General features: G+C 72.6%; 14 protein-coding genes and 1 pseudogene. 12 read left to right on the forward strand and 3 right to left on the reverse strand.

Annotated elements, in window-relative coordinates:
- Window positions 1-13 precede the first annotated feature (13 nt).
- The gene (gene ku, locus ACWD1Z_RS00485; protein WP_451114267.1) at window positions 14-1,096 is read right to left on the reverse strand and encodes a non-homologous end joining protein Ku; all 1,083 of its coding nucleotides are present in this window, start codon (window positions 1,094-1,096) and stop codon (window positions 14-16) included.
- Window positions 1,097-1,179: 83 nt separating this feature from the next.
- On the opposite strand from ku, the gene ligD reads away from it, so the two are divergent.
- Window positions 1,180-2,067, forward strand: coding sequence for a non-homologous end-joining DNA ligase (gene ligD, locus ACWD1Z_RS00490; RefSeq protein WP_451114269.1), 888 nt, complete (start codon window positions 1,180-1,182; stop codon window positions 2,065-2,067).
- A gap of 56 nt (window positions 2,068-2,123) precedes the next feature.
- Complete coding sequence (locus ACWD1Z_RS00495) at window positions 2,124-3,398, forward strand: vanadium-dependent haloperoxidase (RefSeq protein WP_451114270.1); 1,275 nt, start codon at window positions 2,124-2,126, stop codon at window positions 3,396-3,398.
- Window positions 3,399-3,423: 25 nt separating this feature from the next.
- Here ACWD1Z_RS00495 and ACWD1Z_RS00500 read toward each other — a convergent pair whose 3' ends face one another.
- Window positions 3,424-4,227: a nuclease-related domain-containing protein gene (locus ACWD1Z_RS00500; RefSeq protein ID WP_451114272.1), complete on the reverse strand. Its 804-nt coding sequence runs from the start codon at window positions 4,225-4,227 to the stop codon at window positions 3,424-3,426.
- Window positions 4,228-4,506: 279 nt separating this feature from the next.
- Between ACWD1Z_RS00500 and ACWD1Z_RS00505 the strand changes: the two genes are divergently transcribed.
- The 10 genes and pseudogenes from ACWD1Z_RS00505 to ACWD1Z_RS00550 all read left to right on the forward strand — a co-directional run bounded on the left by ACWD1Z_RS00505 (window position 4,507) and on the right by ACWD1Z_RS00550 (window position 13,644).
- Entirely contained in the window at window positions 4,507-5,205 is a 699-nt protein-coding gene (locus tag ACWD1Z_RS00505) for a hypothetical protein (protein ID WP_451114274.1), read from the forward strand.
- Complete coding sequence (locus ACWD1Z_RS00510) at window positions 5,202-6,449, forward strand: ATP-binding protein (RefSeq protein WP_451114276.1); 1,248 nt, start codon at window positions 5,202-5,204, stop codon at window positions 6,447-6,449. Before ACWD1Z_RS00505 ends, ACWD1Z_RS00510 begins: the two co-directional genes overlap by 4 nt.
- A 108-nt stretch (window positions 6,450-6,557) precedes the next feature.
- The gene (locus ACWD1Z_RS00515; protein ID WP_451114278.1) at window positions 6,558-6,911 is read left to right on the forward strand and encodes an SH3 domain-containing protein; all 354 of its coding nucleotides are present in this window, start codon (window positions 6,558-6,560) and stop codon (window positions 6,909-6,911) included.
- A 43-nt stretch (window positions 6,912-6,954) separates the two neighbouring features.
- Entirely contained in the window at window positions 6,955-8,316 is a 1,362-nt protein-coding gene (locus ACWD1Z_RS00520; protein WP_451114280.1) for an FtsW/RodA/SpoVE family cell cycle protein, read from the forward strand.
- Entirely contained in the window at window positions 8,313-9,770 is a 1,458-nt protein-coding gene (locus tag ACWD1Z_RS00525; RefSeq protein WP_451114282.1) for a penicillin-binding transpeptidase domain-containing protein, read from the forward strand. The genes ACWD1Z_RS00520 and ACWD1Z_RS00525 overlap by 4 nt, the downstream gene beginning before the upstream one ends.
- A 54-nt stretch (window positions 9,771-9,824) precedes the next feature.
- Window positions 9,825-10,348: pseudogene (locus ACWD1Z_RS00530) on the forward strand (DUF3291 domain-containing protein).
- A 103-nt stretch (window positions 10,349-10,451) separates the two neighbouring features.
- Complete coding sequence (locus tag ACWD1Z_RS00535; protein WP_451114283.1) at window positions 10,452-11,390, forward strand: AurF N-oxygenase family protein; 939 nt, start codon at window positions 10,452-10,454, stop codon at window positions 11,388-11,390.
- A gap of 155 nt (window positions 11,391-11,545) precedes the next feature.
- The gene (locus ACWD1Z_RS00540; protein WP_451114285.1) at window positions 11,546-12,199 is read left to right on the forward strand and encodes a TetR/AcrR family transcriptional regulator; all 654 of its coding nucleotides are present in this window, start codon (window positions 11,546-11,548) and stop codon (window positions 12,197-12,199) included.
- Between the two features lie 10 nt (window positions 12,200-12,209).
- On the forward strand, window positions 12,210-12,512 hold the full coding sequence (locus tag ACWD1Z_RS00545; protein ID WP_451114287.1) for a hypothetical protein: 303 nt from the start codon (window positions 12,210-12,212) through the stop codon (window positions 12,510-12,512).
- 103 nt (window positions 12,513-12,615) lie between these two features.
- On the forward strand, window positions 12,616-13,644 hold the full coding sequence (locus ACWD1Z_RS00550; RefSeq protein ID WP_451114289.1) for an NlpC/P60 family protein: 1,029 nt from the start codon (window positions 12,616-12,618) through the stop codon (window positions 13,642-13,644).
- A 1-nt stretch (window position 13,645) separates the two neighbouring features.
- Here ACWD1Z_RS00550 and ACWD1Z_RS00555 read toward each other — a convergent pair whose 3' ends face one another.
- Complete coding sequence (locus ACWD1Z_RS00555) at window positions 13,646-14,893, reverse strand: styrene monooxygenase/indole monooxygenase family protein (protein ID WP_451114291.1); 1,248 nt, start codon at window positions 14,891-14,893, stop codon at window positions 13,646-13,648.
- Window positions 14,894-14,899: the final 6 nt, after the last annotated feature.

Below are 14,899 nucleotides of genomic sequence, written 5' to 3' on the forward strand. Positions count from 1 at the left end.
GCCCTCTTCCCGGTCATGCCGATCGTTTGCGTGCCGTCGTCTTCTTCGCCGCCGTCTTCTTCGCCGCCGTCTTCTTCGCCGTGCCCTTGCCCGCCGAGGCCGTCTTCTTCGCAGCCGTACCCTTCGCCGACGACGCCGTGCTCCTCGCCGACGACGCGCTCTTCTTCGCCGTGGACGTCGACTTCTTCGCCGAGGGCGAGGCCGTCTTCTTGGCCGCCGTCTTCTTCGCCTCGGACGTCGACTTCTTGCCCGTCGCCTGCTTCGGGGCGGAGCGGGACGTCTCGCGCTGCGGGAGGTGCGTGACCTCCGCCGGCTCCTCGCCCCGCGACTCCTTCGCCGCGCGGACGCTCTTCTCCAGGGCCGCCATCAGGTCCAGGACCTTGCCGCCCGTCGCCGGTTCCGGGGCCTCCCGGGGGGCCTCGCCGGCCGCCTTGGCCGCGATGACCTCCTCCACCGCCTCGCGGTACTCGTCGTGCAGGTCCTCCAGGTCGACCTCGCCCAGGGTGTCCATCAGGGCGTCCGCCAGGTCCAGTTCCTTGTCGCGGACCGTGACGTCGACGTCCGGCGCCACGCCCTCGGGGGCGCGGACCTCGTCCGGCCACAGCAGGCCGTGCATCGCGATGGCGTCGCCCACCACCCGGAGCATGCCCAGGCGTTCCCGGCCGCGGAGGGCGAACTTGGCGATGGCGACCTTGTTGCTGCGCTTCAGCGCCTCGCGGAGCAGCGTGTACGGCTTCGCCGCCGGGGCGCCGCTGGCCGCGAGGTAGTACGCCGCGTCCATCTGGAGGGGGTCGATGCGGTCCTCCGGGACGAAGGCCACGATCTCGATCGTCTTCGCCGTCGGGAGGGGGAGCTGCGCCAGATCCTCGTCGGTGATCGGCACGATCGAGCCGTCCGCGTCCTCGTAACCCTTGCCGATCTCCGACTGGGTGACCTCCCGGTCCTCCAGTTCGCAGAACTTCCGGTACCGGATGCGCCCGCCGTCCTCCGTATGGATCTGGCGGAAGGAGATCGCATGGCTCTCGGTCGCGTTCACCACCTTGATCGGGATGCTGACCAGACCGAACGAGATGGCGCCGTTCCAGATGGATCTCACGTGCAGCACCCTTTCGTTGGGCATGGGGCGCGGTATGGGGCGGTTTAAGTCCCTTCATCCCATTTTCATGGGAGTCTCATCGTATGACGCCGATCACAGAGGTGGAGGGGCGACGGCTCGCGCTCAGCAACCTGGAGAAGGTGCTGTACCCGGCGACCGGCTTCACCAAGGGCGAGGTGCTGCACTACTACGCCACCACCGCCGACGTCCTGCTGCCCCATCTGCGTGACCGGCCGGTCTCCTTCCTGCGCTACCCGGACGGGCCGGACGGACAGGTCTTCTTCACCAAGAACGTGCCGCCGGGTACACCCGAGTGGGTCACCACCGCCGAGGTCCCTCGGTCGGAGGGGCCGGCCCGGATGGTGCTCGTCCAGGACCTGCCGAGTCTGATGTGGGCGGCGAACCTGGTCACCGAGTTCCACACCCACCAGTGGGTCGCCGGGGCGCCCGGCGCCGCCGACCGGCTGGTCCTCGACCTGGATCCCGGCACCCCCGCGACGATCGTGGAGTGCTGCGAGGTCGCCCTGTGGCTGCGCGAACGGCTGGCGGAGGCCGGGATCGCGGCGTACGCGAAGACCTCCGGGTCGAAGGGGCTGCATCTGCTGGCCGCGGTCCGGGGTTCCTCCTCCGACCAGGTGTCGGAGTACGCCAAGGCGCTCGCGGTGGAGGCCGAGAGGGCCATGCCCCGGCTGGTCCTGCACCGGATGACCCGCAGCCTGCGCCCCGGCAAGGTCTTCGTCGACTGGAGCCAGAACGCCGCCCGCAAGACCACGGCCACGCCCTACACCCTGCGCGCCCGCCCCGAGCCCTGGGTGTCCGCGCCGGTCACCTGGGCGGAGGTCGAGGAGTGCCGGACCCCGGCGCAGCTCTCCTTCACCGCGCCGGATCTCGCTCCCCGCGTCCAGGACTACGGCGACCTGATGGCCCCGCTCCTCGACCAGGACCGGGCGGGCACCCTGCCGCAGGACTGACCGCACCCCTTCCACATCACAGCACCCCTTTCCCACCCCCCCACCAAAGGAGCCGCATGTATCTCCGACGCGCCCTCATCGTCGGCCTCTCCGCCCTCACCCTCGGCGCCGCTCTCCCCGCCTCCCCCCTCTCCCCCGCCCCCGAGGCCGGCCCGCGCACCCCGGACTCCGAGGTGATCACCGACTGGAACCGGACCGCCGAGGAGGTGGTCAGCGTGGACGCCCGCAAGCCCACGGCGGAGCCGTTCATCTGGTACGGCTTCGTCTCGGCGGCCGTGTACAACGCGGTCGTCGGCATCGAGGGCCGCTACACGCCGTACAAGTGGGACGTACGGGGACCCCGGCACGCCTCGTCCGAGGCAGCCGCCGCCGCTGCCGCCCGCCGGGTGCTGCTGACGTACTTCCCGGACTCCCGGGCGCGGATCGACGCGGCCTACGCCGCCTCGCTGGCGAAGATCCCCGACGGCAGGGCCGCGGACGAGGGGGCCGCCTTCGGGGAGCGGGCCGCCGAGCACCTCGTCGAGCTGCGCCGGGGGGACGGACGGGACGCGACGGTGACGTACGACCGGCCCCCGGCGCCCGGTGTCTGGCGGCCCGCGCCGCCCGGGAACCGGCCCTTCGTGAACCCGTGGATGGCGCGGCTGCGGCCGATGCTGCTGGACTCGCCGGACCGGTTCATGCCCGGCCCGCCGCCCGAGCTGACCTCGCAGCGGTACGCCCGGGACTTCGCCGAGGTGAAGGCGATGGGGGCGAAGAACAGCACCGAGCGGACGGCCGAGCAGACGGAGACGGCCCTGTTCTTCACGGATTCGCTGCCGCAGCAGTTGCAGTCCGCGTACCGGGAGCGCGTCACGCGGCGCGGTCTGGACATCGTGGAGGCGGCCCGGCTGTTCGCGGCGGTGAACACCGCCTCCGCGGACGCCACGATCACCACCTGGAACTCCAAGCTGACCTACGCGCTGTGGCGACCGGTCACCGCGGTCCGGCTCGCGGACACGGACGGGAACCCGGACACCGAGGCCGATCCGGCCTGGCTGCCGCTGGCCAACACGCCGCCGTACCCCGACTACATCGGGGGGCACTGCGCCACCGACGGGGCCGTGATAGCCGTACTGGACCGGCTGACCGGTGGAGACATCGATCTGCGGGTGCACTCGTCGGTGACGGGCACGACGCGGACCTACCGGGACTCGGCCGACTTCAACCGGGACGTGATCGACGCGCGGGTGTGGGAGGGCATTCACTTCCGCACGGCGGACGAGGTCGGCAACCGGATCGGACGGCAGATCGGCCGGTTCGCGCTCGCGCACCACTTCAGGCCGGTCCGCTAGGTCCCGGCGCTCCAGGGGTCGGGGGTCAGACCCGGGCCCATGTGTTCCGGTCCCGGGCCATCGCGTGCAGCGCCTCCACGTCCGCCGGTTTGAGGACCCCGCCCTGGCGGGCCAGCTCGCCGAGGTTCGCGTCCTGGAGGATGCGGACCTCGCGCAGCGGGCCGGTGACCGTGACGTCCGCCGGGCCGGCCAGGGCGAGGACCGGGTGGACCTCGGCGGTCAGCGCGTACGAGGCGCGGCCGGCGTCGTCCCGGACGCGGCGCAGGAGGGGCCCCGGCTCGCGGCGGCCGATCTGGAGCAGCGGGTCCGCGACCCTGATCCGCTGCTTGCGGGCGTACAGGGTGTGGATCGCGAACAGTCCCGCCGGGCCGATCGCCAGGTGGTGGATCCGCGCTCCGCCGGGCAGCGGGACCGAGTGCAGGGTGTGCCAGCCGGCGCCGTCCAGCCGGTCCAGGGCCTCTCCCACCGTCTGTTCGGCGGTGAGCGCGCGGCGCCGGGGGTCGGTGCGCAGGCGGCGGGGCGGGACCGGGTCGCGGTCCAGGGCGATCAGCAGCGCCTCGCCGGGGCGGTTGGGCGCCAGGTCGTCGTCCGGGTGGAGGGTGAGACGGGCCAGCTCGGCCGGGGTCGGGACCGGCGGCGGTCCCACGGTCACCGGGCCGGTGAGGAACGGGCCGAGGACTTCCAGGACGTCATCCCGGCGCTCTTCGCTGAGCAGGTTGACCCTGGCGGTCTCACGGTCGTACCACGCGATGTTCCTGCCGTCGGTGCGGCAGACGTAGAGCCGTTCCTGACCGTGGCGCCAGGACGGCACGACCCGCAGTGCGCTCATGCACCATCACCCCTTTGACCATGGGAACAGGCGGGGTGCTCCGAGGCAAGAAGACGGTTGCCTTTGAGCGGAGTTGGGTGGGGACGTCGGGGGAGGCGCCGTTTGCGTACCCGCGGGAGGGCGGGGGCACTCCGCCGAGGGGGCGATCCGGCTGATACGGTCCCGGCGCTCACCCCTGGGCCCTGAGCATCCGTTCCGACCTCCCCCGGCGGGCAAAAGCGGCTTACCTGCGCATAAGGTGTACGGGGCCATCGCTCACCTCTGCATCACAGGAGCACCGTGCCCCGCAGCCGTGTCCGTACGACCGCCGCCGTCGCCGTGCTGCTGACGACCGCCGCGGGCTGCGGGGACGCCGGCGGACTGCAGGGCGCGGGCGCCACCCCGACCGCGGTCAGCCCGGCCCGGCTCTGGCCGGAGCTGACGCCCGCCTCCAGCCCCGCGTACGAGATCGGCGAGGTGACCACCGAGGTCGTCAAGGGCGTCGAGGTGCCCGGTGACGACATCCGCCGGGTGGACCCGGTCGCGGTGGTCCGCGCCGAGATCGCCGCGCACCCCGACGCCTACGCGGGCGCCGAGGCGCCGTACCGCGAGACGGCCCGCCGGATGGCCGACTGCGGCACCGGCGGGGACGCTCGCTGCCCCGTCCTCACCCCGTACTACCGCGACCTCAGCGGCGACGGACGGGAGGACCTGACGCTCGGCTTCCGGCTGCTGCCCGACCGGCTGACCGCCATCCGCGTCTACACCGTCCAGAAGCACCGGCTGGTCCGGGTCATGTCCTACGACGACGCCGTGAGCGCGGTCGAACTGGCCGGGCGGTCCGTGCTCGTCCGCGCGCCCTCGGAGGTCGCGGGGTACGAGTACCGCCTCCAGTGGACCTGGGACGCGCAGGCCAACGCGATGCTGCTGACCCAGGACGAGATGCTGCGCACGGGCGAGCGCAAGCCCTCGGCGGCCGCGTCCGCGAGCGGCCGATGAGGCTCTCGCTGCCCCGCTGGGCCGGGACGCTCGCCACCAAGGCCGCCGTGTTCATCACGGTGATGTGCTGCGCGCTGACCGCGCTGCTCGGGGTGCTGGTGCATGTCTCGGTGACCAACCAGACCGTCGGCCGGGCCCGCGCCGAGGCACTGTCCCGGCTGACCGACGCGACGACGGCGTTCGAGGCCGGGGACCGGCTGATGCCGGGCGCGGGCGTCGATCCGCCGGGGCTGCCCGGGGCGCTGCGGGAGCTGGCGGTCGGCGGGGACCGGGGCACGATGGTCGCGGACCACGAGGGCCGGCCGACCATGTGGGCGGCGGGGCCGGCCGACGGCGGGCAGGCGCTGGCCGTCCAGGTCGACTACTCGCAGCAGGCCCGCACGATCGAGGGTCTGGACCGGGCGATCCTGTGGTCCTCGGCGCTGGCGATCGGGGCGACGCTGCTGGTGGGCGCGCTCGCGGTGACCCGGGTGACCCGGCGGCTGCACACCACCGCCCAGGTGGCCCGGCGGATCAGCGGCGGCGATCTGGACGCGCGCGTGGACGATCCCCGGACGAAGGATCCCTCGCGTCCGCAGGACGAGGTGGCCGCGGTCGCCGCGGCGCTGGATTCCATGGCGGGGTCGCTGCAGGGGAAGTTGCAGGCCGAGCAGCGGTTCACCGCGGATGTCGCGCATGAGCTGCGGACGCCGCTCACGGGGCTGCACGCGGCGGCCGAGCTGCTGCCCCCGGGGCGGCCCACGGAGTTGGTGCGGGACCGGGTGGCGGCGCTGCGGACGCTCACCGAGGACCTGCTGGAGATCTCCCGCCTGGACACCGGGCGGGAGCGGCTCGATGTGGACACCGAGCGGCTGGGGGCGCTGGCCGAGCGGGTGGTGCGGGCGTCGGGAAGCCGTACGGAGGTGGTCGTCCTGCGGGATGTGACGGTGGAGACGGACCGGCGGCGGCTGGAGCGGGTGCTGGGGAACCTGGTGGCCAACGCGCACCGGCACGGGCGGGGGCCGGTGTCCCTGACCGTGGACGGGGCCCAGGTGACCGTGCGGGACCACGGGGACGGGTTCCCGGCGTACTTGCTGGAGCACGGGCCGCAGCGGTTCCGGACGGAAGGCGGCGCGAGGGGGCATGGGCTGGGGCTGACCATCGCGTTGGGGCAGGCGGAGGTTCTCGGGGCGCGGCTCACTTTCGCGAATGCGGAGGAGGGCGGGGCCTTGGCGACTCTCTCCCTGCCGGCCGGCGGGGGTTGAGCGCACTGTCGGGGCGCTCCGGATGGCCCATGTGGAGAGGCGACCGGCGTATCACGACCCTAGCGTGGCGGTTAGTCAGGATTTGCCCCCTCTCCAGGAGGTACCCCCATGTCGCTCCGCTCCCGCCTCGCCATAACCGCCGCCGCCGGCGCGCTCGCCGCCGCGGCCACCGTCACGCCCGCCGTCGCCGGGGACGACTGGGGCGGGCACCACCAGAACCAGCACCCCCGGCTGTACAAGGGGGTCGTGACCGCCGACACCCTGCTGCTGCGCAGCGCGCCCAACCGGGGGAGCCAGGTCATCCGGACCGCGTACCGCGGGCAGATCGTGAAGATCTACTGCAAGACGGTCGGCCAGAACGTCCAGGGCAACCCGCTGTGGTACCTCCTCCCCGACGGCACCTGGGCCTGGGGATCCGCCCGGTACATCGACAACATCGGGCCCGCGCCACGCTGGTGCTGAGCGACAAGGCACACAAGGCGCCCTATTTGGGTAAGTTCCGGACATGAGCAAGGCCGGAATCACCGTGGCGCGAGCGGACGCACCCGCTCCCGCCGTCCCCCTCCCCCGGCGCCGTGGCATCGAACTCTCCCTCATCGTCGTCGCCGTCCTGCTCTCCGTGTACGGCTACTGCGCTGTCGGCCTCGCCCGCCACGGCACCGTCCCGCCCGGCGCCGTCGGCTACGGCGCCGGGCTCGGCGTGCTGGCGCTCGTCGCCCACTTGGCGGTGCGGTTCCGGGCGCCGTACGCGGACCCGCTGCTGCTGCCGATCGCCGTGCTGCTCAACGGGCTCGGCCTGGTGCTGATCTACCGGCTCGACCTGGAGACCCCGGGCGACCGGGCGGCGCCCGCCCAACTGGTGTGGTCCACGCTGGGGGTGGCCTTCTTCATCGTGACCGTGGTGCTGCTGCGGGACCACCGGGTGCTGCAGCGCTACGCGTACGTCTGCGTGGCCGCCGCTCTCGGGCTGCTGATCCTGCCGATCCTGTTCCCCGCCGTGAACGGCGCCCGCATCTGGGTCCGGATCGCCGGATTCTCCATCCAGCCGGGCGAGTTCGCGAAGGTGCTGCTGGCGGTGTTCTTCGCCGCGTACCTGGCCGCGAACCGGGGGGCGCTCGCGTACGCCGGCCGCCGGGTGTGGCGGGTGCAGCTGCCCACCGGGCGGGTGCTCGGGCCGATCGTGGCCGTCTGGCTGCTGAGCGTCGGCGTCCTGGTCCTGGAACGGGACCTCGGCACCTCGCTGTTGTTCTTCGGCCTGTTCGTGGTCCTGCTGTACGTCGCCACCGGGCGCACCGGGTGGATCGCCGTGGGGCTGCTGCTGGCGTCGCTGGGCGCGGTGGCCGTGGGGTGGCTGGAGCCGCACGTGCACAGCAGGGTCGAGGACTGGCTGCACCCGTTCGCCTCGATCGAGGCGGGCCAGGGCCCCAACCAGCTCTCCCAGTCGCTGTTCGCCTTCGCGGCGGGCGGCATCACCGGCACCGGCCTCGGGCTCGGCCACTCCGTGCTGATCGGCTTCGCCGTCAAGTCCGACTTCATCCTGGCCACGGCGGGCGAGGAGCTGGGCCTGGCCGGGCTGTCCGCGATCTTCCTGCTCTACGGCCTGCTGGTGGAGCGCGGTTACCGGGCCGGGCTCGCGCTGCGCGACCCCTTCGGGCGGCTGCTCGCGGTGGGCCTGGCCTCCATCGTGGCCCTGCAGGTGTTCGTGATCGCGGGCGGAGTGGGCGGACTGATCCCGCTGACCGGCATGGCGATGCCGTTCCTGGCGCAGGGCGGCTCGTCGGTGGTCACCAACTGGGCGATCGTGGCGCTGCTGGTCCGGATGAGCGACTCGGCGCGGCGGCGGTACGACGAGGAGGGGGCGGGGTGACCCGGCACATCCGGCTGGCGGCCGTCTTCTGCGCCCTGCTGCTGGCCGCGCTCCTGGTCAACGCCGCCCGCATCCAGGTCTTCGGGGCCGGCGCCTACGAGGGCAACTCCGCCAACCGGCGGGCGACCATCGCCCGGTACGACCAGCCGCGCGGCGACATCCTGGTCGAGGGCCGCCCGGTCACCGGCTCCAAGGACACCGGCGAACAGCTCCGCTACGAACGCACCTACCGGGACGGCCCCCTGTACGCGCCGGTGACCGGCTTCGCCTCGCAGGTGTACGGCACGTCGTTCCTGGAGCACGCCGAGGACGGGGTGCTGTCCGGGGCGGACCCGATGCTGTCGCCGTTCCCGCTGCTGAACGACCTGACGCGGGCCCGGAATCCGGGCGGGGACGTGGTGACCACGCTCCGCGCGGCGGCGCAGCGGGCCGCCTACGACGGGCTCGCCGGGCGCAAGGGCGCGGTGGCGGCGATCGAGCCGTCGACGGGCCGGATCCTGGCGCTGGTGTCGGCGCCCTCCTACAACCCGGAGGCGCTGTCGGGCAACGGTCCGGCCGTGGCCCGGTCCTGGATCGGGCTGAACGAGGACCCGGACAAGCCGATGCTCAACCGGGCGGTACGGCAGACGTATCCGCCGGGGTCGACCTTCAAGGTGGTGACCGCGGCGGCGGCGCTCGACGCGGGGGTGGTCACCGAGGTCGGCAAGCGGACCGACTCCCCCGACCCCTACACCCTGCCCGGGACCACGACGAGGCTGACGAACGAGGCGAAGGGGTGCAGGAACGCCTCCTTGCGGGCTGCCTTCGTGTGGTCGTGCAACACGGTGTTCGCGCGGCTGGGGGTGCGGGTGGGGGTGGCCGATCTGGCGGCCACCGCGGGGGCCTTCGGCTTCAACGACACGGGGGTGCGGATCCCGTACGCGGTGGCGCCGAGCACCTTCGACACCTCGGTGGACCGGGCGCAGCTCGCGCTGTCGGCGATCGGTCAGTACAACACCCGGGCGACGCCCCTGCAGATGGCGATGGTCGCGGCGGCGGTCGCGAACGGCGGGCAGGTGCGGGAGCCGTACCTGGTGGAGCGGACGACGAGGGCGGGCGGGACGACGCTGACGACCGCCGGGGCCCGTCCGGTGCGGCAGGCGATGCATCCGGCGACCGCGCAGCGGCTGCGGGAGCTGATGACGGACGTGGTGCGCAAGGGCACGGGCGCGAACGCGGCGATCCCGGGGGCGACCGTCGGCGGCAAGACCGGCACCGCGCAGCACGGGATCGGCAACGCCGGTACGCCGTACGCCTGGTTCGTGTCGTGGGCGCAGGGGGCGCGGGACATGGAGCCGCGGGTGGCGGTCGCGGTGGTGGTGGAGGACGCGGACGCGGACCGCGGGGAGATCAGCGGGGGCGGGGACGCGGCGCCGATCGCGCGGGCGGTAATGGCGGCGGTGCTCGCTGGGTGAGACGGGGGGTACCGCGGGCCGGACGCCCGACCTAACGTTCGGTCCATGACGCCCATGACTGAGTCGACGGCCGCGCACCAACTCGCCGAGGTGAACATCGCCCGCCTCAAGTTCCCTCTGGAATCACCGCAGTTGAAGGACTTCGTCGACGCGCTGGACCCGGTGAACGCCGACGCCGACACGGCGGACGGATTCGTCTGGCGCCTCCAGGGCGAGTCCGGGGACGCGACGGAGATCGCCGTCCTCGGGGACGAGTGGCTGATCATCAACATGTCGGTGTGGCGGGACGCCGAGGCCCTGACGGCGTACATGCACCAGGGCCGTCACCGCGAGATGCTGGCCCGCCGCCGGGTGGGGGTCCCCCCACGCCCTTAAGGCGGTGGGGGAGGTTCGAGAAGGTCGAGGAGGCGATGGTGACCCTGTGGTGGGTGCCGGCCGGCCACCGTCCCACGGTCACGGAGGCGGAGTCCCGCCTGCTGCACCTGCGGACGAACGGCCCGACGCCGTACGCCTTCACCTTCCGCACCTCGTTCCCGGCGCAGAGCGCCGCACCGGTGGCGCTGACGCCCCTTCGGTAGACGCGGGGTCAACAAGTGCCGCGCAAGGGATTGACGAGCTTACTGACAGGCAGTCTCATAAGACTACGGAGGATGTGACCCCGGGTAACTGATTGGGAGAACGATGACGACCCTCACCGAAGCCGACGCGCTCGAGGGCCTGCGCGACGCGCTGGGCCTGCTCAAGGACCGGGAGCAAGTGGCCGAACGGCTGCTCGACTCCTCCGCGAAACACTCCTTCGACCCCGACAAGGAGCTGGACTGGGACGCGCCCTTCGAGGAGGGCAAGTGGTTCTGGCCGCCGGAGCTGGTGTCGCTGTACGACACCCCGATGTGGAAGCGGATGAGCGAGGAGCAGCGGATCCTGCTCTCGCAGCACGAGTCGGCGGCGCTGGCCTCGCTCGGCATCTGGTTCGAGCTGATCCTGATGCAGCTGCTGGTGCGGCACATCTACGACAAGGCCGCGACGAGCGCGCACGTGCGGTACGCGCTCACCGAGATCGAGGACGAGTGCCGGCACTCGAAGATGTTCGCGCGGCTCATATCGCGCGGGGAGACGCCCTGGTACCCGGTGAGCCGGATGCACCAGAACCTGGGCCGCCTGTTCAAGACGATCTCCACGACTCCGGGCTCCTTCACGGCGACGCTGCTCGGCGAGGAGGTCCTGGACTGGATGCAGCGGCTGACCTTCCCGGACGAGCGGGTGCAGCCGCTGATCCGGGGCGTCACGCGGATCCATGTGGTCGAGGAGGCCCGCCATGTCCGGTACGCCCGTGAGGAGCTGCGGCGCCAGATGCTGACGGCGCCGAAGTGGTCGCAGGAGTTCACGCGGGTCACCTCCGGGGAGTTCGCCCGGGTGTTCTCGGTGGCGTTCGTGAACCCCGAGGTCTACACGAACGTGGGCCTGGACAAGCGGGAGGCCATGGCGCAGGTGCGGGCGAGCGGGCACCGGCGCGAGGTCATGCAGACCGGCTCGAAGCGGCTGACGGACTTCCTGGACGACATCGGAGTGCTGCGCGGCGTGGGGCGCCGGCTGTGGAAGTCGTCGGGGCTGCTGGCCTAGTCAGGGACGGGCGGGGGCGGCAGCGCTCGGCGGCTACCGGCTCAGCCGGGGGCAGCCGCACCCCGCCGCTGCCCGCCCAGCCGCAGCCGGGCGGGGTGGCCGCGCTGCGCCGCTGCCCGCCGCCCGGCGCTGCCCCAGCGGTTACGCTGCACGTCATGAGGCCCTCGGCACCCACTCCCGCGTATCGACGTCTCAGCGTCGAGGAGCGGCGCAGTCAGTTGCTCGCCGCCGCTCTGTCGCTCTTCGCCCACCAGGCGCCCGAAGAGGTCTCGCTCGACGACGTGGCGGAGGCCGCCGGGGTGTCGCGGCCGCTGGTGTACCGGTACTTCCCCGGCGGCAAGCAGCAGCTGTACGAGGCCGCCCTGCGGTCCGCCGCCGAGGAGCTGGAGCAGTGCTTCGACGAGCCCCGTGAGGGGCCTTTGCTGTCCCGGCTCGGACGGGCGCTCGACCGGTATCTGGCCTTCGTCGACCAGCACGACGCCGGGTTCAGCGCGCTGCTCCAGGGCGGCAGCGTCGTCGAGACCTCCCGGACCACCGCCATCGTGGACGGCGTGCGCCGGGCCGCCGCGCAGCACATCCTCAGCCATCTTCAGGTCACCGCGCCCGGGGTCCGGCTCCGGACGACCGTCAAGGTGTGGATCACCGCCGTCGAGGCGGCCTCGCTGCTGTGGCTCGACGAGGACAAGCAGATCCCCCTCGACGAGATGCGCGACTGGCTCGTCGACCAGTTCGTCGCCGTGCTCTCCGTGACCGCCGCCCGCGACCCGCAGACGGCCGAGCTGGTCCGGGCGCTCGCCGAGGATGGCTGACACTGGTGCCGTGAGAAGCGAAGACACCCCCTTCGAGGGCGGGCCCCTGGACGGCCGCGTGCTGCCCGTGCTGCTGGGGATCACCGGGCACCCGCCCAAGACGCACCGCATCCCCGTCCCGGACGCCGCCGGCGGCCCGCCCACCGTGCTGGTCTACCGGCGCGTGCCCCGCGTCGAGGGCCGGCCCGTCGGGCTCACCCGGCGCTGGAAGTACGCGTACGACCCCGAGGGGCGCCCGGAGAGCCGGTTGAAGTGGCCCTGGTCGAAGCCAGACGCCACGCCGGGCGGCAAGCCGGACGACGCGCACGGGTGACCCGGTTGCGCCGAACCGCGCACATTCGGCGCGCGCCCCACGAGCGTCCGCCTGATGCTCGCGGTGCGGGGCAGAAGGGCTGCCCCGCACCGGAGGTGATGACGTGTCAGGAAGGCTTCCGCTTCTGGTGTGCACGGCGGCGACGGTGGCCGGTGCCGTCCTCGCACCGGTGCCCGCCACGGCCGTCCCCGAGCCCGGCGAGCGGTCCGTCTCCCGGCTGCTGACGGACCTTCAGCGGCTGTACCGGGACGCCGAGCGGGCCACCGAGACCTACAACGCCACCGAGGAGAAGCTCAGGAAGCAGCGCGCCGAGGTCAGGCGCCTGGACCGGGAACTCGCCCGGGCCCGGCTCTCCCTGCACGACAGCCGGGGCGCGGCGGGGCGGCTGGCCCGGCAGCAGTACCAGGACAGCAGCGAGATCTCCTCCTACGTACGGCTGCTGCTCGCCCGGGATCCGCAGCACGCGCTCGACCAGGGGCATGTGATCGGGCAGTTGGCGCGGGAGCGGGCCGAGACGGTGGGGCGGCTGACCGGGAGCGAGCGCAAGGCCGACGCGCTGGCGCGCAAGGCACGCACGGCACTCGACCGTCAGCTCGCTCTCACCGAGCGGCACAAGAGGGACCGGGACGCGGTCGAGGGGCGGCTGGAGGACGTCGAGGAGCTGCTCGTCTCCCTCACTCCCGAACAGCTCTCGGAGGTCGCCGCGCTGGAGCGGAAGGGCATCAGCAAGGCGCAGCGGACCCTGGTGACGTCCGGGGCGCTCAGCAGCGAGCGGAAGGCGTCGGGGGCGGGCGACCGGGCGGTGCGCTATGCCCTGCGGCAGCTGGGGAAGCCGTACCAGTGGGGCGCGGAGGGGCCGCGGACGTTCGACTGCTCCGGGCTCACGTCCCGGGCCTGGAGCCATGCCGGCACCGCCATCCCGCGCACCAGCCAGGAACAGTGGGCGCGGCTGCCGAGGGTGCCGCTGAAGGAGCTGCGCCCCGGCGACCTGGTGATCTACCACCGCGACGCCACCCACGTCGCCCTGTACCTGGGCAAGGGCAAGGTGATCGAGGCGCCGAGGACGGGCGAGAAGATCAAGGTCTCCCCGATGGCTGCCCACCCGGTCCTCGGTGCGGTGCGTCCCGGCTGAATCAGGCCAGGGACGCCAGGTACGCCTCGGTCTTCTCCGGCTCGTAGAAGAAGTTCTCGAAGTCGGCCGGGTCGTTGAACGCGTTGGCGAAACGGTCCGCCGCGGGCTGGAGCTGACCGGCCGCGCCGATCAGGTTCAGGATGTGCTCCGGCGGCGGGGCCAGCATCGCGTTGGTCCACTTGGTGACGTGCTGCGCGGTCGCCCAGTAGCGGTCGAAGGTGGCCTGCATCCACTCCTCGTCGAACGGCTTGTCACCGTGTTCGAGGATGGACGCCAGGTACGCCGCCGCGCACTTGGACGCGGAGTTGGAACCCTGTCCGGTGATCGGGTCGTTGGCCACGACCACGTCGGCCACGCCGAGGACCAGGCCGCCGCCGGGCAGCCGGCCGACCGGGTTGCGGACGGTGGGCGCGTAGCGGCCGGCCAGCGTGCCGCCGGCGTCGGTCAGTTCGGCCTTCGTCGCCCGCGCGTACTCCCACGGCGTGTACTTCTCCATGAGCTCCAGGGTCAGGGAGAGGTGTTCCGCCGGGTCCTTGACGCCCTGGAAGACGTCCAGCGGGCCGCCGGGGATGCCCTCCCAGAACAGGATGTCGGCGCGGCCGGAGGTGGTGAACGTCGGCATGATGAACAGCTCGCCGACGCCGGGCACGAGGTTGCAGCGGACCGCGTCGAACTCCGGGTGCTCCGGGCGCGGGCCGAGACCGTGCACGTAGGCCACCGCGAGGGCGCGCTGCGGCTCGCTGTACGGGGAGCGCTCCGGGTCGCGGGCGAACATGGAGACCAGCTCGCCCTTGCCGGCCGACACCAGCACCAGGTCGTACGTACGGGAGAAGTAGTCGAGGTCGCCGACGGCCGCGCCGTGGATGACCAGCTGGCCGCCGCGCTGGGCGAAGGTCTCCATCCAGCCGGCCATCTTCACCCGCTGGTCGACGGACTGGGCGAACCCGTCGAGCCGGCCCACCCAGTCGATGGCGCGGGCCGCGGGGCCCTCGGCCCAGGAGCCCGGTGCCGCCACCGAGACGCCGAGTCCCTCGATCTTCGGTGCCTGGGACTCCCAGAAGTTCAGCTGGAGGTCGCGCTCGTGCTGGAGGGCCGTGTGGAACATGCACTGCGTCGACATGACCCGGCCGGTGCGGATCTCGTCCGCGGTCCGGTTGGACATGAGAGTGACCTCGTACCCGTTCGACTGCAGTCCGAGGGCGAGCTGGAGACCGGACTGGCCGGCTCCGACGACGAGTATCTTCCGCATGCGGGG

Source organism: Streptomyces sp. NPDC002784, from assembly GCF_053592135.1.